The sequence below is a fragment of the Anaeromyxobacter sp. SG66 genome, from assembly GCF_022690805.1.
In the GTDB taxonomy this organism is placed as follows: Bacteria; Myxococcota; Myxococcia; order Myxococcales; family Anaeromyxobacteraceae; genus Anaeromyxobacter; species Anaeromyxobacter soli.
The window spans coordinates 1-22,755 of the sequence record NZ_JALCZC010000004.1 but is presented as its reverse complement, the minus strand read 5'-3'; the positions used below and the strand labels follow the sequence as shown (position 1 = coordinate 22,755).

Here is a 22,755-nt window from a genome sequence, read left to right as displayed (position 1 = left end):
GGTGCGTCACCGGTAGACGAGCACGCCCGCCTGCACGTCGCGGTCCTCGGGCGCGGCGCGCGCCTCGAGGGCGAGCGACAGCGCGCGCGTGAGGTGCAGCCGGAGCGTGCCGGACAGGGCCCAGGTCTGCTCGGGGGTGGCGAAGGGCAGGTAGCGCCAGCGCGCCTCGGCGAGCAGCACCACCCGCTCGCCGCCGCGGATCCGCACGAGCGCGGAGGGGCCGAGCCCGAGCCGCACGCCGGCGCCGCGGATGCCGTCGAGTCGCGGCGAGCCGAGGAGCTCGGTGTCGCCGAGGGCGAGGAGGTCCACCGCGCGGGCCAGGTTCGCGGCGCCCAGGCCGCCGCCGAGCTCGAGGGCGCCGGCGAGGCAGCCCGCGCAGCCGCCGTCGCGCACGGTCGTCGCGCCCACCCGCATCCGCCACGAGGGGCGCTGGTCCCAGCGCGACAGCGGGTTCAGCGAGACCACCCGGACGAGCGACGCGTCGTCGAGCTCGAGCCGCTGGTGCTCCGGGTAGTAGCGCAGCCTCGCGGGCAGGAACTCGATCTGCGCGGTGGGCGGGTAGCCCTGGAGCGGGTCGGCGAGATCGTGGAGGGCGAGCCGCGTCTCGAGCGCGGCGTAGCCGCCGTGCGCGTCCGCGGCGCCGCCCCCGAGCCCGACGCGGAACGAGCCGTGGCCCTGGTCCGGACGGCGGGCCTCGGGCGCGGGCACCTCGAGCGGCGCGCTCGCCACCGGGATCTCCGCGCGGCGCTCGAGGAGCGCCTGGCGGAGCGTCGCGGCGGCGGGATCCTCGCCCATGACGAGCTTTCGCCCGTGCTTCAGGTCGAGGAGGTCCTGGGCCGCGTCGAGCACCGCCACGCGCCGCGCCGGCGCGAGCGCCTCCGGGAAGGGCGCCGCCGGGCTCCTCGCGAGCACGACCGCGGTGCGGAGCTCGAGGCCGGAGAGGTCGCGCGCGCGCGCCTCGAACTGCGTGCGGATCGAGGGGCGGTAGTGGACGGCGCGGACGAGGCCGGGGTTCGCGTAGAGCGCCTTCAGCGTGTCGGAGGGGAGGACGACGGCGCGGCCGACGTGCGAGAGGAGGTCGAGCCGCGGCGCGGCCGCCTCCAGCGCGCCGAGCACGTGGTAGCTGCAGTTCTCGTCGAGGTACCAGTAGGCGAACCAGGTCCCGCCGAGCTCCCAGAGGTGCCGCGCGAGGAGCTGCGTCTCCTCGGGCGCGAGGGCGAGGTCGTACTCCCACAGGTCGCGCGACTCGAAGTCTCCGTACTGCCGGACCTTGTAGTAGTACGCGTAGTGCTTGAACTCGCCCTTGAAGAGGCCGAACAGCCCCTTCGCCGCGTAGAGGATGGCGTTCGAGGTGTCGACCGTGGCGGCGTAGTCGACGCCGTAGTCGAGGAGCTCGAAGTGCTTCCCCTCGCGGGCGCCCTCCGCCTTGTCGAGGCGGAGCAGCGTGTGGCCGAAGGAGGAGGAGGGGTTGTTGAGGTAGTAGGAGGAGAAGACGAGCGTCACGCCCGCGGGGCGGACGCGGGCGAGGAAGTCGTCGAGCTTGGGGCAGCTGCGCGGCGGGAGGGCGGCCGGGTCGAGCCCGAGCCGCGCGGCGAGGAAGGCGGCGCGGGCCGGGAAGCGGCAGTAGGGATCGGCGAGCTCGTCCGCGAACGGTCCGGGGGAGAAGAGGCCCGCGATGGTGGCCTCGAGCTCGGCGGCCGGATCGGTCTTGCCGTCCTTGGCGAGGAAGAACTCGCGCCCGTCCACCTCGCTGCGGAGGCCGAGGAGCCCCCTGCGCCAGTGGCCGAGGCGGAGCCAGCCCGGATCCTCCGCGAGGTGAGCGGCGCGGGCGCGCGCGACGAGCGACGCGGCCGCGGTCGGGAGGGCGATCGCGGGAGCGGCCTCTGCCGCGGCGCTCCGGGGGAGGGCGGCGAGGACGGAAAGAAGAAGGAGCGCGGCGACCTTGGGGGTCATCCGCGCTCCTGATTACCACGAGGGGCCGCTTTCGGCCCTCCCCGCTCCGCCTAGCTCTTGCCGCAGCCGAGGCTCTGGTCGCCGTGCAGCGTCTCGAGGATGGCGCGCGTCACGTCGTCGTTCGACGCGCTCTCGCTCGGGAAGATGGTCTTGAAGTTCTTCTGCAGCGCGGCGCCGACCTTGTGCGAGTCGCCGCAGGCGTTGATGACGGTGAGCGCGCCGATGGCCTCGCCCTCGCCGCGGGAGATGTCCTTCGCGAGCGCCTCGCGGTTCGCCTCGACGAAGTTCTTCGTGCCCATGGCGAAGAGGCCCGGGCCGCAGTTCGAGGTGCCGGTGGTGATGCCGAAGGTCTGCGTGCCGAACAGGCCGTTCGTGGTGGCGGCGAGGATCTGCACGGCGCCCGGCGTGTCGCCGAAGGCCATCGAGCCGAGGCCGCAGCCGGCGGCCCCGTACTTGCCCGTGCCCTTGATGGCGGACTCGGTCTGCGCGCGAGACTGCGCGGCGGCGGGGAAGGCGAACACGACGGCGGCGATCGCGAGTGCGAGGGAGCTGCGCATCTTCATGTCTCCTTGGAGCGAGTTTGACGGAGCGAGAATGGGCCCTTCCGGGGGCCCGCGTCTCCACCTCGTATCCGGTCTGTCGCACTTTCGCGCGTTTCTGGCGGCGCCCTCGTGGGGCACAGGCGCCCGCCTTTTCGGTTGCGGTCCGATGCCGCGCTGCGCAAGATCTGGCCGGCCCTCGAACCGATTCGGAAATCAGGTGCATCCATGAGCCTCAAGATCCTCGTGACCGCGAAGCGGGTGGAAGACCCGGAGTCGAAGATCAAGGTGAAGCCCGACGGCTCGGGGATCGTCACCGACGGGGTCAACTACAAGATGAACCCCTTCGACGAGATCGCCGTCGAGGAGGCGCTTCGCCTGAAGGAGAAGCACGGCGGCGAGGTGATCGTCGCCTCCATCGGGGGCGACAAGTCGGCCACCGAGATCCGCGCGGCGCTGGCGATGGGCGCCGACCGCGGGATCCTCGTCCGCCACGACGGCCCGCTCGATCCGGTGGGGGTCTCGGCGGTGCTCGCGAAGGTGTTCGAGCAGGAGAAGCCGGACCTCGTCATCCTCGGCAAGCAGTCGATCGACGACGACCAGAACCAGGCCGGGCAGTACCTCGCCGCGCGGCTCCGGCTCCCGCAGGCGACCTTCGCCTCGAAGACGGAGAGCCTCGAGAGCGAGGCCGAGCAGAAGAAGGAGCCCGGCCTGAGGCTCGCCGCGGACGGCAAGTCGCTCGCGGTGGTGCGCGAGGTCGACGGCGGCGTCGAGACGCTCGAGGTCTCGCTGCCGGCGGTGGTGACGACCGACCTCAGGCTCAACAAGCCGCGCTTCGCCTCGCTGCCCGGGATCATGAAGGCGAAGAAGAAGGAGCTGAAGGAGCTGCAGGCGTCCGCGCTCGGCGTGGAGCTCGCGCCGAAGGTGGTCGTGAAGAAGCTGTCGGCGCCGCCGTCGCGCAAGGGCGGCGTGAAGGTGGCGGACGTCGAGGAGCTCTTCAGCAAGCTCCACGGCGAGGCGAAGGTCGTCTAGCGCGCGAGGCACATCATGGCGAACGTCCTCATCGTGGCGGAGCAGTTCGGCGGCGCGGTCCGCAAGGCGACCCTGCACGCCCTCTCGGCGGGGCGCGAGGTCGCGCGGCGCACCGGCGGGACCTTGCACGTGGCGGTGCTGGGGAGCGGGATCGGCCCCGTCGCCGAGGAGCTCGCCGGCTACGGCGCGGAGGTGCACGCCGCCGACGCGGCGGTGCTCGAGCATCCGCTCGCCGAGGCGCACGCGCCGGTCGTGGCCGAGCTCGCGCGCGCCGTGGAGGCGACCCACGTCGGCGCGGCGGCGACCGCGTTCGGCAAGGACCTGCTCCCTCGCGTGGCGGGCCTCCTCGAGGCCGCGATGGCCACCGAGGTGCTGGGCTTCGGCGGCGAGGGCGCGGAGGTGACGTTCCGCCGGCCGATGTGGGCGGGCAACGTCCTCGCCGAGGTCGCCCTCGCGACGCCGGTGAAGGTGTTCACCGTGCGCGCCACCGAGTTCCCGGCCGCCGCGAAGGAGGGGAAGGGCGCGGTGACGACGGCGCAGGTGAGCGTCGACGCGGGCGCGCTCAGGACGCGCTACGCCGGGTTCACGGAGGTGAAGAGCGCGCGGCCCGAGCTCACCGAGGCGCGCATCGTGGTCGCGGGCGGCCGCGGCACGAAGGGCGACTTCAAGCCGATCGAGGCGCTCGCCGACGAGCTCAACGCCGCGGTGGGCGCGAGCCGCGCGGCGGTGGACGCGGGCTGGGTCCCGAACGACTGGCAGGTCGGGCAGACCGGCAAGGTGGTCGCGCCGGAGCTCTACGTGGCCGCCGGCATCTCCGGGGCCATCCAGCACCTCGCCGGGATGAAGGGATCGAAGGTGATCGTGGCGGTGAACAAGGACCCCGACGCGCCGATCTTCCAGCTCGCGGACTACGGGCTCGTGGCGGACCTGTTCAAGGCCCTGCCGGAGCTCGCCGAGAAGCTGAAGAAGAGCCGGTGATGACGGAAGCGGAGCTCGCCGGGCTCGGAGTCACACGCATCGCGGTGCCGATCCCGTTCCCGCAGGCGGGCGGGCCGGTCAACGTCTACGTCATCGAGGAGGCTGGCGGCGGGCTCGTGCTCTTCGACTCCGGCTTCGCGAGCACCGAGGCGCACGCCGCGATCGAGGAGGGGTTCAGGCGCATCGGCCGTCGCTTCGACGAGGTCTCGCGCATCGTGGTGTCGCACGGCCACGTGGACCACTACGGCGGGGCGCGCTTCGTCCAGGAGCGCCACGGCGCCGGCCCGCCGGTGTTCGCGCACCCGGCCGATCTGCCCAAGGTCGCCGAGGGCGGCTGGCGCTGGCGCGACCACGCCGCCGCCTACTCGGCGCACCTCGCGCGCCTCGGCGTGCCGGCGGAGGTGATCGAGGCGACCGCCCTCGCGGGGGAGAAGAGCTTCGAGCTCGCGCGCCGCGTCCCGGAGGCGCGCCCCATCGGCGAGGGCGAGCGGATCCGCGGGCGCCACCTCGACCTCGAGGTGCTCCACATGCCGGGGCACACCCCCGGCCTCGTCTGCCTCTACGACCGCGCGCGCCGGCTCTTCTTCTCGGACGACCACCTCCTCCAGAAGGTCTCGCCGAACCCGCTCATCGAGCTCGGCCCCCGCGGCGAGGAGGGCTACTTCCGCCCGCTCCTCGCCTACCTCGACAGCGTCCGCCGCATGCACGCCCTCGAGATCGACCTCGTGCTGCCCGGCCACGGCCCGCCGTTCTCCGGCCACCGGGCGGTGATCGACCGGCTCGTGGACTTCTACGGAAAGCGCCAGGCGAAGCTGCGCGAGCTCCTCGCAGAGGCGCCGCGGACCGCCTGGGAGCTCTCCCGCGCCCTGTTCCCCTGGGCGAAGCCGGGCGACGCCTTCCTCACCATGTCCGAGACGGTCGCGAACCTCGAGCTGCTCGAGGCCCGCGGCGAGGTGATCCGCGCCCCCTCGGGCGGCCCGAGGCGCTTCGCCCTCGCCCGCTGACGCCGCCCGCCCGGGCCCGCCCCGCGCGACAGGGAGCGCCCGCTCCCGCTCGACAAGGGCGCCCGCATCGGGCATGGGAGGCCGGCATGCTCGACCTGCTCACGCAGCCCGACACCTGGATCTCGCTCGCGACGCTCGCCGCGATGGAGATCGTCCTCGGCATCGACAACGTCGTGTTCCTCACCATCCTCGCCGGGCGGCTGCCCGCCGGGGAGCAGCCGCGCGCGCGCCGGCTCGGGCTCGCCTTCGCGCTCGTGACGCGGCTCGGCCTGCTCTTCGCGATCAGCTGGGTGATGAGGCTCACGCGCGAGCTCTTCGCCGTCGCCGGCCACGGGTTCTCCGGGCGCGACCTCATCCTCCTCGCGGGCGGGCTGTTCCTCATCGCGAAGGCGACGTTCGAGATCCACGACAAGCTCGAGGTGAAGCACGGGCCGGAGGCGGCGGCGGGGCAGGGCGGCGCGGCGAGCTTCTGGGGCGTCATCGTCCAGATCGGCGTCCTCGACATCGTCTTCTCGCTCGACTCCGTCATCACCGCCGTGGGCATGGCCCAGCACCTCGCGGTGATGGTCACGGCCATGGTGCTCGCGGTGGGGGTGATGCTCGTGTTCGCCGGGGCGATCGGCGACTTCGTCGAGCGGCACCCGACCATGAAGATGCTGGCGCTCTCCTTCCTCATCCTCATCGGCGTGATGCTCGTCGCCGAGTCGTTCGGCCGGCACGTGGAGAAGGGCTACATCTACTTCGCGATGGCGTTCTCGCTCGGGGTCGAGCTGCTCAACATGCGCATGCGGCGCACCAAGGAAGCGCCGGTGAAGCTGCACGGCCGGTTCGAGGGAGAGGTCTAGCGCGCGTGGCCGATCTCGCCCTGCTCATCCTCACGCTGTTCTGGGGCACGACCTTCCACTTCGTGAAGGGCGTGCTCTCGGTCGCCTCGCCGGGCGTGTTCCTCGCGGCGCGGTTCGGGGTCGCCGCCGCCCTCCTCGCCGCCGTCGCGCTCGTCCGGCGCGACCGGGTGGGCGCGGGGCTCCTCCGCCACGGCGGGCTCCTCGGCGTCTTCATGCTGGCCGGGTTCGTCCTCCAGACGGTCGGGCTCAATCACACGACGCCCTCGCGCTCCGGGTTCCTCACCGGGCTCGCGGTGCTCATCGTCCCGTTCGTCGCCCGCTTCCTGCTCGGCCGGCGGGTGAAGCTCGCGAGCTGGGCGGGGGTTGCGCTCGCGGTGGCCGGGCTCGGGTTGCTCACCCACCCGTTCGGCGAGCCCGTGGACGCGGGGGTGCGGCTCGGCGACCTCCTCACCGCGGCCTGCGCGGTCGCGTTCGCGCTGCAGATCGTCTACACGTCCGAGTGGTCGCCGCGGCATCCGGTGGTGCCGCTCACGCTCGTTCAGATCGCCGTCACGTTCCTCGGCGCCGCCGCGATGCTGCCGTTCGAGGCGCGCTACTACCGGCCCGAGGGCGCGGCGGTCTTCGCGGGGACGGTGGTGTTCACGGGCGTGCTCATGACGGCCCTCGCGTTCTTCGTGCAGAACTGGGGGCAGCGCCACACCACCGCCGTGCGCGCCGCGCTCATCTTCTCCCTCGAGCCGGTGGCGGCGGCGCTCTTCAGCCACTTCTACGGCGGCGAGCCGCTCCGGGTGACCGACTGGAGCGGCGGCGCGCTCATCGTGCTCGGGGTGATCGCCGGCGAGGTGGGCGGCCTCCTCGAGGGGCGGCGCGGCGCCGGGGGCGCGGCGGTCGCCGCGCAGGCGCGCGGCGGCTGAAGGGCGCGGTCCCGCGGGGCCTCGCGCACGGGTGCGGCGTCCCTCCACCCGTCCGAGCGGGGGCCCGCGGCAGGGCTTCCCCCGCTCCCGCGCGGTCTACATCTTCCCGGGTGACCGCGAGGACCGACACGCGCATGGATCGACCCGACCCGTCTCTCTCGATCGCCTACACCAACTACGGGGAACAGAGCGGCGTCACCCTGCACGTCGCCCACGCGCTGCGGGCCCTCGGGCACCGGATCACCCCGGTCTCGGCGCGCGGGCCGCTCGACCTGCGCGATCCGGCGACGCGCCTGCCGCGCTTCACGCGCGACGTGGCGGTGCACCTCGCGCTCGCGACGGCGCGCTTCCGCAGCCAGGCGCTCACCTACCGCTGGAACACCCCCTACGCCTTCGACGTCCACTCGCGCCACCTCGGCGTGGCCCTCGCGGCGCTCGATCCTGCTCCCGACGTGGTGCTCCAGAACGGGGCGCTGTTCTCGCCGGGGCTCCCCGCGCGCCTCCCCTACGTCCTGCTCCTCGACCACACCCGGGCGCTCGCCGAGGCGGCCCCCGCGTTTCGCCGGGCCGGCCTCGCCGCCCCGCCGCGCTACGGGCGCGCCTGGTTCGAGCGCGAGCGGGCCTGCTACCGGGGGGCGGCCGCCATCGCGACGTTCTCGGAGAACGTCGCCCGCTCGCTCGTCCGCGACTACGGCCTCGCGCGCGAGCGGATCGTCGTCGTCGGGGCCGGCGCGAACGTGGTGCCGGAGCGCCCCGCTCGCGCGGACGACGGCGAGACGATCCTCTTCGTCGGCCGCGAGTTCGCCCGCAAGGGCGGCACGATCCTGCTCGACGCGTTCGAGCGCGTCCGGCGCCGTCGGCCCGCCGCCCGGCTCCTCATCGCCGGCCCGCCGGAGCCGCTCGCGCTGCCCGACGGGGCGGAGCAGCTCGGCCCGGTGCCCTACGACGGGCTCGAGGAGCTCTTCTCGCGGGCGACGGTGTTCGCCCTCCCCACGCTCGTCGAGCCGTTCGGCATCGCCTTCCTCGACGCGATGGCGTGCGGCGTCCCTTGTGTGGGGACCGCGGTGGAGGCGGTCCCTGAGATCATCGAGGAGGGGAAGACCGGCCTCCTCGTCCCGCCCGGCGATCCGTCTGCGCTCGCCGAGGCGCTGCTCGCGCTCCTCGGGGATCCGGCCCGGGGGCGGGAGCTGGGGGCCGCCGGCCGCGCCCGGGTGCTGAAGCGGTTCCAGTGGACGCAGGTCGGGGCGCGGCTCGACGCCGTGCTGCAGCCCGCGCGCGCCGCCGCGCGCGAGCCGGCGCGCGCCGCCTCCTGATCCGCCGGGCGCCCGGCCGTCCCCCGACCGGGCGACCGAGCGGGCGGAATGGCGCCGGCAGAGCCCGGGTTATCGTGCGCGATGCGCCGCGCCCTCCGCCTTGCCCTCGTCAGCTCGCTCGCGCTCGCCGCCTGCCGCACCCTCCCGCCTCCCCCCCAGCCAGCCTCGAGCGCCGAGGGCGCGCTCGAGGAGTTGAAGCCGGAGGCGTTCCCCGCCTTCGCCGACGACCTCGACTACGCGGGCCTCGATCTCGCCCTCGAGCGGTCGCTCCAGCACTTCGCGCGCCTCTCGCGGGCGGACCCCGGCCGGACGCTCGCCTTCGGCAAGGAGCGCGTCCCGCTCGCGCGCGTCGCCGCCTCGCTGCGCCGCTTCCGGGAGCTCGTGGCCGCGCGTCCCCCGCCGGCGGCGCTGCGCGAGGCGCTCGTCCGCGAGTTCCGCGTCTTCCGCTCGGTCGGCGACGGGCGGGGGACGGTGCTCTTCACGGGCTACTACCTGCCCGAGCTCGACGGCGCGCTCGATCGCGGCGGGCGCTTCCAGGTCCCCCTGCACCGCGCGCCGGACGACCTCGTGCAGGTGCGCGCGCGCGACTTCCCCGCGCTCTCCGCCGACCTCGTGGGCAGGGTGAAGGACGGCCGGCTCGTGCCCTACCCGACGCGCGCGGAGATCGCCGACGGCGCCCTCTCCGGCCAGCGGGCGGAGCTCGCCTTCGTCAGCTCCGCGGTGGACGCGTTCTTCGTGGAGATCCAGGGGAGCGGCCTGTTGCGCCTTCCGGACGGGACGACCCGCGTCGTCACGTACGCCGGCAAGAACGGGCACCGCTACGAGGCGATCGGCGCGGAGCTCGTCCGTCGCGGCGCGATCCCGCGCGAGCAGGTCTCGATGCAGACGATCAAGGCCTGGCTCGCGGCGAACCCCTCCGAGCAGCCCCTGCTCCTCGCCACGAACCCGTCCTACGTCTTCTTCCGCTTCGCGGACGAGGCCGTGGGCTCGCTGGGAGTGCCGGTCACGCCGGATCGCACCCTCGCCGCCGACGGGAAGGTGTTCCCGAAGGGCGCCCTGGCCTTCGTCGAGGCCGAGCGGCCGACCGACGCGGCGGGCGGGCCGATGAAGCCGTTCGGCCGGTTCTTCCTCGATCAGGACGCCGGCGGCGCCATCCGGAGCTCCGCGCGCATCGACCTCTTCTTCGGCAGCGGCGCCTACGCGGAGAGCGCGGCCGGCCGGATGAAGCAGCCCGGGCGGCTCTACTACCTGCTCCTGCGCTGAAGGCCGCGGGGGCTCCTGGCCGCGCCGCGCCCCCGGACGCACGAGCGCCCGGGCCGCGCAGCGCGGACCGGGCGCTTTCGGAGAGGCGCGCGCGCCTCCGGGCTACACGGCTACACGTCGGCGGCTTCGCCCGACGCCTCGCCGGCGCCCTTCTCGAGCCCGCGCGGCAGGACGAGGTTCAGGAGGATGCCGACGTAGGTGGCGAGCGGCATCTCGCTGAACTCGACGGTGCCGATGTTCAGCTTCGCGCCGCCGATCCCGATGACGAGCACGACCGAGGCGATGATGAGGTTCCGCTTCTGCGAGAAGTCGATGCCCGCCTCGACCAGCATGCGGATGCCGGCGGACGCGATGATCCCGAAGAGCAGGATGCAGATGCCGCCCATCACCTGGGTGGGGATGGTGCGGATGAGCGCGCCCACCGGCGGGAAGAAGGACATCACGATGGCGATCACGGCCGCGCCGCCGATGACCCACACGCTGAACACGCGGGTGATGGCCATGACGCCGATGTTCTCGCCGTAGGTGGTGTTGGGCGGGCCACCCACGAGGCCGGCGAAAGCGGTCGCCACGCCGTCGCCCGCGAGCGAGCGGTGCAGGCCGGGGTCCTTCATGAAGTCGCGGCCCACGATGTTGTTCGTGACGATGAGGTGGCCGATGTGCTCGGTGATGACGACGAGCGAGATCGGCGCGAGCGTGAGCACCGCCCCCCAGGTGAAGGTGGGGAGCACGAAGGGGGGCAGGGCGAGCGGCGCCGCGCTCTTCACCGCGGCGAAGCTCACCTGACCGGCGAGGAGCGCCACGACGTAGCCGCCCACGATGCCGATGAGGACGGGGATGACGCCGAGGAAGCCCTTCAGGAAGACCGCCGCGAGGATGGCGATCGCGAGCGCCGAGAGCGCCACCGCGAAGAACTCCGGGTGATACGTCCCGGTGCCGCCCTCCATCGCCATGGTCACGACCGCCGTGCGGGCGAGGCCGAGGCCGATGACCATCACCACCGAGCCGATCACCACCGGCGGCAGGACCCGGTCGATCCAGGCGGTGCCGAACTTGCCGATGAGGAGCGCGACCGCGATGTAGGCGAGGCCCACCACCACGCAGCCGCCCATCGCGATCGACACCCGCTCCGGCGAGGCGAGCTCGCCCGCCTTGGCGCCCAGGATCCCGATGAAGGCGGCGATGAAGGCGAAGGACGAGCCGAGGTAGGCGGGGATCTTCCCCTTCGTGATGAAGATGTAGAGGAGCGTGCCGACGCCCGAGGTGAAGAGGGTCACCGAGGTGTCGAGGCCGACGAGGTAGGGCACGAGCACCGTCGCGCCGAACATCGCGAAGAGGTGCTGGAGCGAGAGCGGGATGCTCTGGAGGAGGGGCAGCCGCTCCCCCACGTCGACGGTGCGCTGCGGTCTCATCTTCGCCTCCCGGGGCGCGTCCGGGCCCGCGGGCGCGGGCTCGGAGTTCTTTCGAAGAGGTAGGGCCATGGCGGCGCGCATCATGCCGTGGGGGACTGACAGCCCATATGAGGAAGAGGCCCCTCTCCGGGCGCCGCCGACGAGTTACCCCTACGGCCCCTCGCTGCGCTCCGCCGCCGGGGTGACGATCCTGGACGACAACGGAGGTGGGCGATGGCGGAAGGCAAGCGAGGCGGATTCCATTCGCTCGAGAAGAAGATCCACGACCTGGAGGAGCAGGACCGCCAGGCGGAGCGGAAGGGCGGCGAGGCGCAGGGCAAGAAGCGCGAGGCGAAGACGGAGGCGGCGCCGGCGGAGCGGCGGCCACCTCCCGCCCACGACGAGTGACCGAGGTCTCGCGGGCGCGAGCCTCCACCGGCGCGCCACGGCAGGCGCGCGGGCGGGGGTTCGCGCCTGTGGGGGGCACGGTGTAGAACGGGCGCCCGATGAGGCGGCCGCCGATCGAGCTCCACCGCGGTGAGCTCCGGATCACGAACAGCGCTCTCCACCTCGACGCGAAGCGACGCGTCGAGTGCGCGTTCGTCTCGCACGCGCACGGCGACCACATCGGCCGACACGACCGCACCATCGCGACCGCCGCCACGATCGCGCTCATGCGGCACCGGCTGGGGGAGCCCAAGCGCCGCAAGACCGAGGCGCTCCCGGTCGGCTACCGCACGCCGTTCGGGCTCGGCGAGCTGACCCTCGAGCTCTTCAGCGCGGGCCACGTGCTCGGCTCGGCGCAGCTCCGGGTCACGCGCAACGAGGTGGCCGTGGGCTACACGGGCGACCTCTGCACCGAGCCCACCCACGCCGCGGAGCAGGCGGACGTGATGCCCTGCGACGTGCTCGTGATGGAGTCGACCTTCGGCCACCCGCGCTACGTCTTCCCGCCCAAGGCCGACACCCTGGCCGCGATCCGGCGCTTCGTGGACGACGCCCTGTCCGACGGGGTGACCCCCGTGCTCCTCGGCTACGCGCTCGGCAAGGCGCAGGAGATCCTGAAGTTCCTCTCCGACGCGGGCTACCCCTGCCGCGTCCACCCGGTGGTGCACGCGGTGAACCGCGTCTACGAGGCGGAGGGCGTGGCGCTCCCGAACGTCCGGCCGCTCGGTCCCGAGGGCGCGGGGCCGGGGGAGGTGGTCGTCTCGCCGCCGCACCTCGCCCGCAGCCCGGCCATGCGCGGCGTGCGCCGGCGCCGGACCGCCATCCTCACCGGCTGGGCCATCGACGGCGCGCGCTGGTTCCGCGGGGTGGACGCCGCGTTCCCGCTCTCCGACCACGCCGACTTCCCCGGGCTCCTGGGCTACGCCAAGGCGACCGGCGCCGCGCGCGTGTACACCGTGCACGGCCACGCCGACGCGCTCGCCGCCGCGCTCCGCAAGGAAGGCATCCGGGCGGAGCCTTTGCGCGAGCACATGCAGCTCGAGCTGCTGTAGCCCGTCGGTTCGGCCTTCGCCGCAGCAGCTCAGCGGAGCTTCACTCCTAGCGACAGCCCCTCCGCGGTCGGCAGCATCGTGGCGCGGAAGCGCCCGCCGCGCGCGAGCCGCTCGCTGAACTCGCGGAGCGGCTGCATCGCGGCGGCGTCCTCGCCGGCCGCCGCCGGCTCGTGGACGTGGCCGAAGCCGAAGGTGTTGTCGGCGAGGAGGAGCCCGCCCACGCGCAGGTTCGCCTCCGCCCAGGCGAGGTAGGCCGGGTACCCGCCCTTGTCGGCGTCCACGAAGACGAGGTCGAACGGGCCCTCGGCCTCGACGTCGCGGAGCCGCTCGAGCGCGGGGCCCACGTGCAGCCGCACGCGGTCGGCGACGCCGGCCCGCGCGAAGGCGGCGCGGGCGAGCTCGGCGTGGGACTCGCGCAGCTCGAAGGTGTGGAGCACGCCGCGGTCGGGCAGGGCGCGCGCGAGGCACACGCCGCTGTAGCCGCCGAGCGTGCCGATCTCCACGATCCGCCGCGCGGCGCAGGCGCGCGCGAGCACCTCGAGGTGGAGCCCGTCGAAGCGGCCGACCTCGATCGCCGGGAGGCCCGCCGCGCGGCTGCGCGCGCGGATCTCGCGCAGCACCTCGTCCTCCGGCCCGTACACCGCCTCGGCCCAGGCCGCGAGGGCAGGATCGCCCTGGCCGAAGCCCTTCACCTCTGGAGAGCCCATCGTCCCGCCTCCGGTCGGGCGGAGATACCGGAGCCGGCGCGCACGGCGCACGTGCCGCTGGGGGCGGCGGCGGCCCGACGTGGCGGCGAGCGGGCGGGGGTGGCCGCGCCGCTCCGCGCGCGGACGGGACCGCGGGGTCGCGGGGCGCCGCGCGCCGGCGGGGCGAGCGGGGAGGCGCGCGGAGGGCGCGGGCCGCTTGCCCATGCACGGATGGTGCGCAGGTTCGTGGCATGCACGGGCTGCCTCCCTTCACGCCGGTCGCGTCGAGCGTCCGCGTCCGCGCGGTGAACATCGCGCTCGGGCTCTGGCTCTTCGCCTCGACCTTCCTGCTCCCGCGCGACGGCGGCGTCGGGTTCAGCACCTGGCTCGTGGGGATCTGGGTCGCGACCACCGCGCTGCTCGCCCTCTACGCGCCCGCCCTGCGCTTCCTCAACACCGCCCTCGCCGGCTGGCTGCTCGTGACGACGATCTGGTTCCCGCACACGCAGGCGTGGGTGGCGTTCCACGACGCCTTCGTGGCGGGCGTGATGCTGGTGGTCTCGCTCGTGAAGACCACGCCGCTCGAGCTGCGCCCGCGCGACGCGCCGGCCTGAAGCGACCGAGCACGACCCCGCGCGCGGTCCCGCGGAGCGGCGGCCGGCGCGCGAGGCGCCCGCCCCGCTGGCGCGCCGGAGTCGTCCGGAGCGGGCGGGTGCTGTAGAACATCCCGGTGCTGACGATCACCATCTCCGAGGACGCCGCCGGGCAGCGGCTCGACAAGCTCGTGCGCAAGGCGCTCCGCGACGTGCCGCTCTCGCACGTCTACAAGATGTTCCGCACGCGCAAGGTGCGGGTGAACGGCGCGCGGGGCAAGGCGGAGCAGCTCGTGCAGGCGGGCGACACGGTCGTGATCCGCGGCGACGAGGAGCGGCTCCTCGCGCGGCCGGAGCCGGCGCGCGGCGCGGCGCGGGGGGGCGAGGTCACCTTCGGCGTGCTGCACGAGGACGCCGACGTCCTCGCGGTGGACAAGCCGGCCGGCCTCGCCGCCCACCCCGGCACCGGCATCACCGGCGCGACGCTCGTGGAGATGGCGCGCGCGCACCTCCGCACGCCCGAGGACCTGCCGCCGACCGAGTTCAAGCCCTCGCCCGCGCACCGCCTCGACCGCGACACCTCCGGCGTCGTGCTGGTCGCGAAGACGCGCAAGGCGATGGTGGGGCTCACCGAGATCTTCACCAGCGGCGAAGGGGTGAAGAAGACCTACCTCGCCCTCGTGAAGGGGAAGATGCCGCGCGAGGTCGGCACCATCGACCTGCCGCTCTCCGAGCACGAGCAGACCGCGCGCTCCAAGGCGGCGCGCGGCGTGAACCTGCAGGAGGCGCTCACCCGCTGGAAGGTCCTGTCCTCCGGCAAGGAGGCCTCGCTCCTCGCCGTCGGCATCGAGACCGGCCGCACGCACCAGATCCGCCGCCACCTCGAGGCGATCGGGCACCCGGTGCTCGGCGACAAGCGCTACGGAGACTTCCCCGCGAACCGCGCCGCGAAGCAGCGCTGGGGCCTCCGGCGCATGTTCCTCCACGCCTGGAGGCTCGAGCTCCCGCACCCGACGGGCGGGCGGCGGCTGGAGCTCGAGGCGCCGCTCCCGGAGGAGCTCGCGGAGGCGCTCTCGCGCGCGAACCTCGCGGCGCCCGGGGTGGGCCCGGGCGAGCGGGCGGGGGCCAGGGCGCCAGCCCGCCCACACGGCGAGCGTTGAACTCACCCGGACCCGGGGCTTAGATTCGCCAGCCGATGAGCGACAGCCGCGATCCGACGGTCGAAACCGGGGGCACGACGGACGCCCCCTCCCGCGTGGTCCTCGACGGGGTCCCGCCCCCCCGGCCTCTCGTCCGGCGGCTCCTCCGCTGGGCGATCTTCCTCGCCATCGTGGCGGTGAACGCCGGGGTGGTCGCCGGGATCGCGGGCTACCTGTACTTCTCGCGCAGCCTCCCGGAGCTGCCCAGGATCGCCGACTACCGGCCGCCCATCATCACCGAGCTCACGAGCGGCGACGGGCAGATCGCCGGCGAGTTCTTCGTCGAGCGGCGCAAGGTCGTCCCGTACGCGCGCATCCCGCGCCAGCTCGTGCAGGCGTTCATCTCGTCGGAGGACCAGGACTTCTTCGAGCACGGCGGCATCGACTGGAAGGGGACGCTCCGCGCCGCGGTGAACACCTACGTGCTGCGGCGCCGCATCCAGGGCGGCTCCACCATCACCCAGCAGACCGCGAAGTCGCTGCTCATCAGCGCGGAGGGCTTCGAGTCGGGCACGAAGCGGAGCCTCGCCCGCAAGATCCGCGAGTTCATCCTCGCGAAGCGGCTCGAGCGCGCGTTCACGAAGGAGGAGATCCTCTGGCTGTACCTGAACGGCGTCTACCTCGGGCACCACAGCTACGGGGTCCAGACGGCGGCCGAGAACTACTACCGCAAGAACGTGGAGGAGCTCACGCTCGAGGAGGCGGCCCTCATCGCCGGGCTGCCGCAGGCGCCGTCGCGCTACTCGCCCTTCTCCCACCCGGAGGCCGCCAAGGAGCGGCGCCGCTACGTGCTGCGCCGCATGGCGGAGGAGGGCTTCATCACGCAGGAGGAGCGGCGGCGCGGCTCCGAGGCGGAGGTGAAGGTCTTCGGGGTCGACGACGTGTTCCGCGAGACGGCGCCGTTCTACGTCGAGCAGGGCCGCCGCTACGTGGTGGACCGCTACGGCAACGACCGGCTCCTCCACGACGGGCTCCGCGTGGAGCTCGCGATGGACCTCGAGAAGCAGCGCGCCGCCCAGGCGGCGATGCTCTCCGGGCTGATGGAGGTCGACCACCGCCAGGGCTACAACGGGCCGGTCGCCAACGTCGCCCCCGGGAGCGACGAGCGCAGGGAGCTCGCCAGCCGGCTCGCGCGCGCCTGGCCGAAGGGCTCGCTCGAGCCCGGCGACTACTGCGTGGGGATCGTGGCGCGGGTGGGCGCCGACGCGGCCGAGGTCGAGATCGGCGAGAACCGCGGCCTGCTCCCCGTCTCCGGCATGCGCTGGGCGCGCCGCCCGAACCCGGAGGTCTCCTACCCCGACGCGCTCATCTCCCGCCCCTCGGTGGCGGTGAAGGCGGGCGACGTCGTGCTCCTCCGCCGCGTGACGCGGGAGCAGCTGCAGAGGCGCGAGAAGGAGCTCGCGGTGGGGAAGGCCTCGGCGGTGCCGGAGGCGGAGCTGCTCTTCTCGCTCGAGCAGGAGCCCAAGCTGCAGGGCGCCCTCGTCTCGGTGGACCCGTGGACGGGCTACGTGGTGGCGATGGTGGGCGGCTACGACTTCGACGCCTCCGAGTTCAACCGCGCGTTCCAGTCCTGCCGCCAGCCGGGCTCCGCGTTCAAGCCGCTCGTCTACTCCGCCGCCATCGAGAAGCTCGACTACACGCCGGCGACGATCCTCACCGACGCGCCCATCGTCTTCCGCGACGACGAGAACAGCTGGAAGCCCCAGAACTACGGGCAGGACTTCAAGGGCGACGTGACGCTGCGCACCGCGCTCGTCAACTCGATGAACATCCCCGCGGTGAAGACCGCCGAGGCGCTCACCGCGAAGGCCGGCGCCCTCGCGCTCGCGCAGTGGGCGAAGGCGCTCGGGCTCACCACGCCGGTGAAGCTCGAGCTCGGCAGTGCGCTCGGCTCGTCCTGCGTGAACCTGTGGGAGCTCACGAACGTGTACGCGCTCTTCGCGCGCTACGGCGAGAAGCGCCCCGCCGCGCTCGTGAAGCGCGTCCTCGACCGCGACGGGAACGTGCTCGAGGATCGCGCCGACTGGCGCGACCCGTGGGTCGGGCTCGACGAGCGGCTCGCGGCGGGGTTCGCCGAGGTGACGCGCCCGCGCGAGCGGGTGATGGACGAGCGGACCGCGTACATCCTCGTGCGGCTGCTGCGCGAGGTCGCGACCGTCGGCACCGGCGCCCGGGCGGCGGCGCTCGGCAAGCCCGCCGCGGGCAAGACCGGCACGACGAACGACTCGTTCGACACCTGGTTCATGGGCTTCACCCACGACCTCGCGACCGGGGTGTGGCTGGGCTACGACGTGAACGTGACGCCGCTCGGCCGGTACGAGACCGGCGGCCACGCGGCGCTGCCCATCTGGCTCTCCTACATGCGCACCGCGCTCGAGGGCCGGCCCCAGCCGGAGTTCGCCGCGCCCCCCGGCATCGTGGAGGTGCGGATCGATCCCGAGACCGGGAAGCCGTCGGGGGACGGGCGCGGCGTGCTCGAGCCGTTCAAGCAGGGCACCGAGCCGACCGCCGTGAAGGAGGGCCAGCAGAAGGTCGAGGTGCAGGACCTCTTCATGCAGTAGCGGCCCGCGGGCGAGCGGGCGCCCGCCGAGCGGCCAGGGCGGCGTGCGTCAGAAGCGCTCGTCGGCGCGGAGGCCGCCGGTCTTGGCGATGATCTCCGCCACCCCGACGAGATCGCGCCACTCCGCCGGCGAGAGCGGGACGACGGAGAGCCGGCCCTGGCGGAGGAGCGCCGAGCCCTCGAACGTGGGCTCCTGCTTCAGCGCCTCGAGCGGGACCGGCGCGGGGAGCGGCCCCACCGCCCGCACGTCCACGCAGACGGTCCCGCTCCCCTCGGGGTCGGGGTAGGCGGTGCGCACCACCACCGCCACGCCCACGGCGCGCTTCTCGCCCGAGTGGTAGATGACCGCGTGGTCGCCCGCCTGCATCGCGCGCAGGTTGGCCTGCGCCTGCGCGTTCGAGACGCCGGTCCAGGCGGTGGTGTCCTCGCGGACGAGGTCGTCCCACGCGTACGCGCTGGGCTCGGTCTTCAGGAGCCAGTAGGCCATGCGCCGGAGAGTTAGGCGCGGCGAGCCGGCGCCGCAACGACCGCGCGAAGCCTTCCGGATTCGCCCGTGTTATATGGGCGACGCATGTTCGGCCTCGGCTTCGGCGAGATCGTGATCATCGCCATCCTGGCGCTCCTCCTCCTCGGGCCCGACCGCCTGCCGGAGGCGGCCAAGACCCTCGGGAAGACGCTCCGGGAGGTCCGCAAGGCCACGGACGACATCAAGGACCAGATCGAGACCGAGCTCTACGCGGACGAGCGGAAGGCCGCGAAGCCCGCCCTGGTCCCGCCGGTCCCGGCCGCGTCGCTCCCGCCCGCCGGGCCACCGCCGCCCGCCACGACCGACAACGTCCCGGGCCTCGAGGCCGCCCTCGCCGAGCCCGCCGGCGCGGCGCCCCCGCCCGCCGCGGAGGAGCCCGCCGCGGCCTCCGAGGCGCCTGCGCCCTCCAGGACCGCATGAGCTCGACCGCGCCGCAGCTCCCTCCCGCCGGCGGAGCGCCGGAGCCGGAGGGCGAGGTCCGCCTCACGTTCATGGAGCACCTCCGCGACCTGCGGAAGCGGCTCATGCACGCGCTCCTCGGCGTGCTCGTGGGCATGGTCGCGGTGGGCGGGTTCGTGGAGCCCATCTTCCACTGGCTCATGAACCCGGTGCGCGCGGCCCTGCCGAAGGAGCAGCAGGTGCTGCACTACACGAGCTCGATCGAGCCGCTCATGGTCTACCTGAAGGTGGCCGTGTACGGCGGCGTGTTCGTGGCCGCGCCGTGGGTGCTCTGGCAGGTCTGGCAGTTCATCGCCCCCGGCCTCTACCGCAAGGAGAAGCGGCTCGTCGTCCCGTTCCTGTTCTTCGGGACCCTGCTCTTCTACGTCGGCGCGGCGTTCTGCTACTTCCTCGTCATGCCCCCGGCGTTCCCCGCGATGCTCGCCATCGCCGGCGACGCGAGCCTCGTCCCGATGCTCACCATGAGCTCCACCCTCGGGCTCGTGCTCGGGATGCTGCTCGGCTTCGGCGTGGTGTTCGAGGTGCCGGTCATCATCGCGTTCCTGGCGCTCATCGGGGTGGTCTCCGCCGACACGCTCGCGAAGTACCGGCGCATCGCCATCGTGGTGAACACGCTCATCGCGGCGATCATCACGCCCACCGGCGACCCGCTGAACCTCGCCATGATGGCCGTGCCGATGATCCTGTTCTACGAGATCGGCATCGTCCTCGCGCGCATCCTCGGCAAGAAGAAGGCCGCCCCGGCCGCGTCGGTCGCGAAGGCGTAGGCGCTCACCCGGCGCGCCCGCGCGCGGACCCACCCCCATCGAAAGCCGCGCGCCGCGCCCGGCGGGGACGTAGCATCCCCGGCGTGACCTTCCACGTCCTCGCGGCGCTGTTCGCCGTCTACATGCTCGCCCGCCACGCCCCGCGCGCCGTGCGGCTCCTGCGCTCGCCGGAGGGGCGGGCCGCGGCGGCGATCCCCGTCGTGAACATCCTCCTCGCGGTGGCGATCCTGGCCTTCGCCGTGAAAGGCCTCACCGCGAGCCTTATCCCTAGATGAGGAGGCTTCGCGCATGAAGCGGGCAGGCCAGAAGGACGTCGTCATCCTCGCCGCGAAGCGGACCCCCTTCGGGACGCTCGGCGGGGCGCTCAAGGATCTGAGCGCCACCGACCTGGCCGTGCACGCCGCGACCGCGGCGATCGCCCAGGCGGGCGTCCCGGCGGAGGACTACGGCCACGTGGTGATGGGCAACGTGGCGCAGACGAGCAGCGACGCGATCTACCTCTCCCGGCACGTGGGGCTGCGCGCCGGGCTCCCGCAGCGCGTGCCCGCGCTCACCGTGAACCGGCTGTGCGGGTCGGGCTTCGAGGCGGTGATCCAGGCCGCCATGCTCATCGAGCTCGGCGAGGCGGAGGTGGTGCTCGCCGGCGGCACCGAGTCGATGAGCCAGGCGCCGCTCGTCGTGCGCGGCGCGCGCTTCGGCTTCCCGTTCGGCAAGCCACCCGCGATGGAGGACATGCTCTGGTCGGCCGTCACCGACAGCTACGCCGGCATGCCCATGGCGCTCACCGCCGAGAAGCTCGCGGAGCAGCACGGGATCGGCCAGGACGCGGTGGACGAGCTGTCGGTGCTCTCCCAGCGGCGCTGGGCGGCGGCCCAGGAGGCGGGGCGCTTCCGCGAGGAGCTCGTCCCCGTCGAGGTGAAGGGCAAGAAGGGCAGCGTCACGTTCGACCGCGACGAGCACCCGCGCCCGGACACCACCGTCGAGGGGCTGCGCAAGCTGCCCAAGGTGTTCAAGAAGGACGGCGTCATCCACGCAGGCGCCGCGAGCGGGGTCGCCGACGGGGCGGGCGCGCTGGTGGTCGCCACCCGCGCGTACGCGGAGCGGCGCGGCGTCCGCCCGCTCGCGCGGATCGTGAACTGGGGCCACGCGGGCGTGGACCCGACCATCATGGGCATCGGCCCGGTGCCGGCGATCCAGAACGCGCTCGCGCGCGCCGGCGCCACCCTCGCGGACATCGACCTCTTCGAGGTGAACGAGGCGTTCGCCCCGCAGTACCTCGCGGTCGAGAAGAAGCTCGGGCTCCCGCGCGAGCGCACGAACGTGGACGGCGGCGCGATCGCGCTCGGCCACCCGCTCGGCGCGAGCGGCGCGCGCATCACGATGCACCTCGCGTACGAGCTCCGCCGGCGCGGCGGACGGGCGGCGATCGGGTCCGCCTGCATCGGCGGCGGGCAGGGCGTCGCGATCGTCCTCGCCCCGGTCGAGCCGTGACGCCGTCCGTCGCGTTCTTGCCCGGGCCCTCCCGGGACGATAGGGTCCAGCCCGTTCCGAGGGAGGGTACGGGATGGCGGACTTCACCGGGGTGAAGGTGTTCACGACCACGCTCGCGCGCGATCGGGAGCACATGGGAGAACACATCACGCGCTGGCTCGCCGAGCACCCCGATTACGAGGTGGTGGAGCGCGAGGTGACGCAGAGCTCCGACAAGGAGTTCCACTGCCTGTCGATCATCCTGTTCTACCGGGAACGAAGAAAGGCCTGACGCCACATGCCCACCGCCCGCCGCCGCCCCCCCGATCTCGGCAGCGTCTTCACGTTCGGCGGGCGGGTCCCCGCCGCGGTGGGCTTGCTCATCGTGGCGATGGCGGTGGTCACCATCGGGAGCTGGCTCGACCGGCGGCTCCTGGCGCTCCTCGCCTTCGATCCGCCGAGCGTCGTCGGCGGCCAGGTCTGGCGCCTCCTCACGTGGGTCTTCGTCCAGGACAGCCCGCTCACCCTCTTCTTCGCGGGCTTCATGCTCTGGTGGCTCGGGCAGCAGCTCGTGTTCACGTGGGGCGAGCGGCGCTTCCTCCTGCGCTTCCTCGGGATCACCGTGGGAGCCGGCGCCCTCGCGACGCTCGTCGCGATCGTCTACCCGCCCGCCGCCATCGCCCACATCGACGCCTGGCCCACGGTGAACGCGCTGCTCGTCGTCTGGGCGCTCATGTACCCGGACCGCCCGCTCTCCTGGTTCGGAGTCGTGAACATGAGCGCCAAGATGATGGCGGCGCTCGTGGTGTTCGGGACCGTGCTCTACGCCATCGCCTACGGCGGCCCGGGCCGCTTCGTGGTGCACTTCTCCGCGCTCGCCCTGGGCTGGGTGATGTCGCGCGGCTTCTCGTTCGGCCGGTACTTTCGCAAGGCCCGGCGGAGCATGGAGGAGCGCGAGGCGCGCCGCCGCGCGAAGCACCTCAAGGTGGTCCGCCGAGACGGCAAGGACGAGCCGCCCCGCTGGATAAACTGATCTCACGGGGGACGGCGTCCCCCGCCCCAGCGGCGGAGCCGCCGGGGCCCCACCCCCGCTCGGCGGGGCCCGTGAACCGGCGCGCCCGCTGACGCGGGTGCGCGCAGGTTCCCCGCCGGAGGGGCTTCGCCCCTCCCGCGCTTCGCGCGGGGCCCTCCCCATCGCGCGGTCTCGACACGGAACACGCGGCGGCGCCCGCCGCGCGGCGCGTCAGCTCACCACCACGTCCTTCACCGCCGCCCGGTAGACCCAGATCCGGCCGGTGTTCGTGCGCGTGTCGCCGGGGAGCATGAAGAACCCGGGGCCGTCCTCGCGATAGTCGGGGCCGAAGCCCGCCACCTGGCGGCCGTCGCGGAAGGTCACGCGGACCTTCTTGCCCTCCGCCGGCGGCGGCGCCTCGCCGGGCGGGAGCATGAAGAAGATGGCCTTCATCTTCTCCGTCGGGAGCTCGTCGGCGGCGGCGCCGGGCGCGGAGGCGAGCGCGAGCACCGGCGCGGCGAGGTCGGCGTCCTCGATGACGCCGCGCTTCACGGTGCCCTCGAGCATGTGCACGACCACGCGGTGCGAGCCCGCGGCACGGCTCGAGGACGCCGGGGCGGCGGATGCGGCGGCGACCGGGGCGGGCACCGCGGCTGGCGCTGGTCTCGCCGGGGCAGGCGGAGCCGGCGGCGCCGCAGGGGCCACGCTGCGCGCCAGGACCGGCGCGGCAGGCGCCAGGGTGGGCGCGCGCG

At 73.7% G+C, this 22,755-nt stretch carries 23 protein-coding genes and 1 pseudogene; 18 read left to right on the top strand and 6 right to left on the bottom strand.

Features of this window, described 5'->3' with window-relative positions; genetic code table 11:
• Nucleotides 1–6: 6 nt before the first annotated feature.
• Nucleotides 7–1,953 carry a DUF4105 domain-containing protein gene (locus MNZ39_RS02510; RefSeq protein WP_242333985.1) on the bottom strand — a complete coding sequence of 649 codons (1,947 nt, stop codon included), beginning with the start codon at nt 1,951–1,953 and terminating at the stop codon, nt 7–9.
• A 50-nt stretch (nt 1,954–2,003) separates the two neighbouring features.
• The gene (locus MNZ39_RS02505) at nt 2,004–2,510 is read right to left on the bottom strand and encodes a DUF3015 family protein (protein ID WP_242333983.1); all 507 of its coding nucleotides are present in this window, start codon (nt 2,508–2,510) and stop codon (nt 2,004–2,006) included.
• 210 nt (nt 2,511–2,720) lie between these two features.
• On the opposite strand from MNZ39_RS02505, the gene MNZ39_RS02500 reads away from it, so the two are divergent.
• From MNZ39_RS02500 to MNZ39_RS02470, 7 genes are all read left to right on the top strand, one after another.
• Nucleotides 2,721–3,524 carry an electron transfer flavoprotein subunit beta/FixA family protein gene (locus tag MNZ39_RS02500; RefSeq protein ID WP_242333981.1) on the top strand — a complete coding sequence of 268 codons (804 nt, stop codon included), beginning with the start codon at nt 2,721–2,723 and terminating at the stop codon, nt 3,522–3,524.
• A gap of 15 nt (nt 3,525–3,539) precedes the next feature.
• Nucleotides 3,540–4,502, top strand: a complete 963-nt coding sequence (locus tag MNZ39_RS02495) for an electron transfer flavoprotein subunit alpha/FixB family protein (protein ID WP_242333978.1) — start codon at nt 3,540–3,542, stop codon at nt 4,500–4,502.
• Nucleotides 4,502–5,506, top strand: coding sequence for an MBL fold metallo-hydrolase (locus MNZ39_RS02490; protein ID WP_242333975.1), 1,005 nt, complete (start codon nt 4,502–4,504; stop codon nt 5,504–5,506). The genes MNZ39_RS02495 and MNZ39_RS02490 overlap by 1 nt, the downstream gene beginning before the upstream one ends.
• An 86-nt stretch (nt 5,507–5,592) precedes the next feature.
• A complete protein-coding gene (locus MNZ39_RS02485; protein WP_242333971.1) occupies nt 5,593–6,351 on the top strand; it encodes a TerC family protein in 759 nt (252 codons plus the stop codon).
• A 5-nt stretch (nt 6,352–6,356) separates the two neighbouring features.
• Nucleotides 6,357–7,265 carry a DMT family transporter gene (locus MNZ39_RS02480; RefSeq protein ID WP_242333968.1) on the top strand — a complete coding sequence of 303 codons (909 nt, stop codon included), beginning with the start codon at nt 6,357–6,359 and terminating at the stop codon, nt 7,263–7,265.
• Between the two features lie 134 nt (nt 7,266–7,399).
• A complete protein-coding gene (locus MNZ39_RS02475; RefSeq protein ID WP_242333966.1) occupies nt 7,400–8,578 on the top strand; it encodes a glycosyltransferase family 4 protein in 1,179 nt (392 codons plus the stop codon).
• Between the two features lie 81 nt (nt 8,579–8,659).
• On the top strand, nt 8,660–9,841 hold the full coding sequence (locus tag MNZ39_RS02470) for a murein transglycosylase A (protein ID WP_242333963.1): 1,182 nt from the start codon (nt 8,660–8,662) through the stop codon (nt 9,839–9,841).
• Between the two features lie 110 nt (nt 9,842–9,951).
• Here the strand turns inward: MNZ39_RS02470 and uraA are convergent, their stop codons facing one another.
• Nucleotides 9,952–11,253, bottom strand: coding sequence for a uracil permease (gene uraA / locus MNZ39_RS02465; protein WP_242333960.1), 1,302 nt, complete (start codon nt 11,251–11,253; stop codon nt 9,952–9,954).
• Nucleotides 11,254–11,466: 213 nt separating this feature from the next.
• On the opposite strand from uraA, the gene MNZ39_RS02460 reads away from it, so the two are divergent.
• Together MNZ39_RS02460 and MNZ39_RS02455 are read left to right on the top strand one after the other, a co-directional pair.
• Nucleotides 11,467–11,640, top strand: coding sequence for a hypothetical protein (locus tag MNZ39_RS02460; RefSeq protein WP_242333958.1), 174 nt, complete (start codon nt 11,467–11,469; stop codon nt 11,638–11,640).
• Between the two features lie 98 nt (nt 11,641–11,738).
• The gene (locus tag MNZ39_RS02455; RefSeq protein ID WP_242333955.1) at nt 11,739–12,731 is read left to right on the top strand and encodes an MBL fold metallo-hydrolase; all 993 of its coding nucleotides are present in this window, start codon (nt 11,739–11,741) and stop codon (nt 12,729–12,731) included.
• Between the two features lie 29 nt (nt 12,732–12,760).
• Here MNZ39_RS02455 and MNZ39_RS02450 read toward each other — a convergent pair whose 3' ends face one another.
• Nucleotides 12,761–13,438: an O-methyltransferase gene (locus tag MNZ39_RS02450; RefSeq protein ID WP_242333952.1), complete on the bottom strand. Its 678-nt coding sequence runs from the start codon at nt 13,436–13,438 to the stop codon at nt 12,761–12,763.
• Between the two features lie 230 nt (nt 13,439–13,668).
• On the opposite strand from MNZ39_RS02450, the gene MNZ39_RS02445 reads away from it, so the two are divergent.
• The 3 genes from MNZ39_RS02445 to MNZ39_RS02435 all read left to right on the top strand — a co-directional run bounded on the left by MNZ39_RS02445 (nt 13,669) and on the right by MNZ39_RS02435 (nt 17,770).
• Nucleotides 13,669–14,031: a hypothetical protein gene (locus MNZ39_RS02445; protein WP_242333949.1), complete on the top strand. Its 363-nt coding sequence runs from the start codon at nt 13,669–13,671 to the stop codon at nt 14,029–14,031.
• A 116-nt stretch (nt 14,032–14,147) separates the two neighbouring features.
• Nucleotides 14,148–15,170: an RluA family pseudouridine synthase gene (locus tag MNZ39_RS02440; RefSeq protein WP_242333946.1), complete on the top strand. Its 1,023-nt coding sequence runs from the start codon at nt 14,148–14,150 to the stop codon at nt 15,168–15,170.
• A gap of 35 nt (nt 15,171–15,205) precedes the next feature.
• Nucleotides 15,206–17,770 carry a penicillin-binding protein 1A gene (locus MNZ39_RS02435; protein WP_242333944.1) on the top strand — a complete coding sequence of 855 codons (2,565 nt, stop codon included), beginning with the start codon at nt 15,206–15,208 and terminating at the stop codon, nt 17,768–17,770.
• 48 nt (nt 17,771–17,818) lie between these two features.
• On the opposite strand, the gene MNZ39_RS02430 is transcribed toward MNZ39_RS02435, so the two are convergent.
• Complete coding sequence (locus MNZ39_RS02430) at nt 17,819–18,256, bottom strand: EVE domain-containing protein (protein ID WP_242333940.1); 438 nt, start codon at nt 18,254–18,256, stop codon at nt 17,819–17,821.
• An 84-nt stretch (nt 18,257–18,340) separates the two neighbouring features.
• On the opposite strand from MNZ39_RS02430, the gene tatB reads away from it, so the two are divergent.
• From tatB to MNZ39_RS02400, 6 genes are all read left to right on the top strand, one after another.
• Complete coding sequence (tatB, locus tag MNZ39_RS02425; RefSeq protein ID WP_242333937.1) at nt 18,341–18,715, top strand: Sec-independent protein translocase protein TatB; 375 nt, start codon at nt 18,341–18,343, stop codon at nt 18,713–18,715.
• Nucleotides 18,712–19,521, top strand: a complete 810-nt coding sequence (tatC, locus tag MNZ39_RS02420; RefSeq protein WP_242333934.1) for a twin-arginine translocase subunit TatC — start codon at nt 18,712–18,714, stop codon at nt 19,519–19,521. The genes tatB and tatC overlap by 4 nt, the downstream gene beginning before the upstream one ends.
• An 83-nt stretch (nt 19,522–19,604) precedes the next feature.
• A complete protein-coding gene (locus tag MNZ39_RS02415; protein WP_242333932.1) occupies nt 19,605–19,796 on the top strand; it encodes a hypothetical protein in 192 nt (63 codons plus the stop codon).
• 13 nt (nt 19,797–19,809) lie between these two features.
• Nucleotides 19,810–21,012 carry an acetyl-CoA C-acetyltransferase gene (locus tag MNZ39_RS02410; protein ID WP_242333929.1) on the top strand — a complete coding sequence of 401 codons (1,203 nt, stop codon included), beginning with the start codon at nt 19,810–19,812 and terminating at the stop codon, nt 21,010–21,012.
• Between the two features lie 73 nt (nt 21,013–21,085).
• A complete protein-coding gene (locus MNZ39_RS02405) occupies nt 21,086–21,283 on the top strand; it encodes a hypothetical protein (RefSeq protein WP_242333926.1) in 198 nt (65 codons plus the stop codon).
• Nucleotides 21,284–21,289: 6 nt separating this feature from the next.
• Nucleotides 21,290–22,024, top strand: a complete 735-nt coding sequence (locus MNZ39_RS02400; protein WP_242333924.1) for a rhomboid family intramembrane serine protease — start codon at nt 21,290–21,292, stop codon at nt 22,022–22,024.
• Nucleotides 22,025–22,234: 210 nt separating this feature from the next.
• On the opposite strand, the pseudogene MNZ39_RS02395 reads toward MNZ39_RS02400, so the two are convergent.
• Nucleotides 22,235–22,755: pseudogene (locus MNZ39_RS02395) on the bottom strand (chemotaxis protein CheA); the annotation flags it as partial.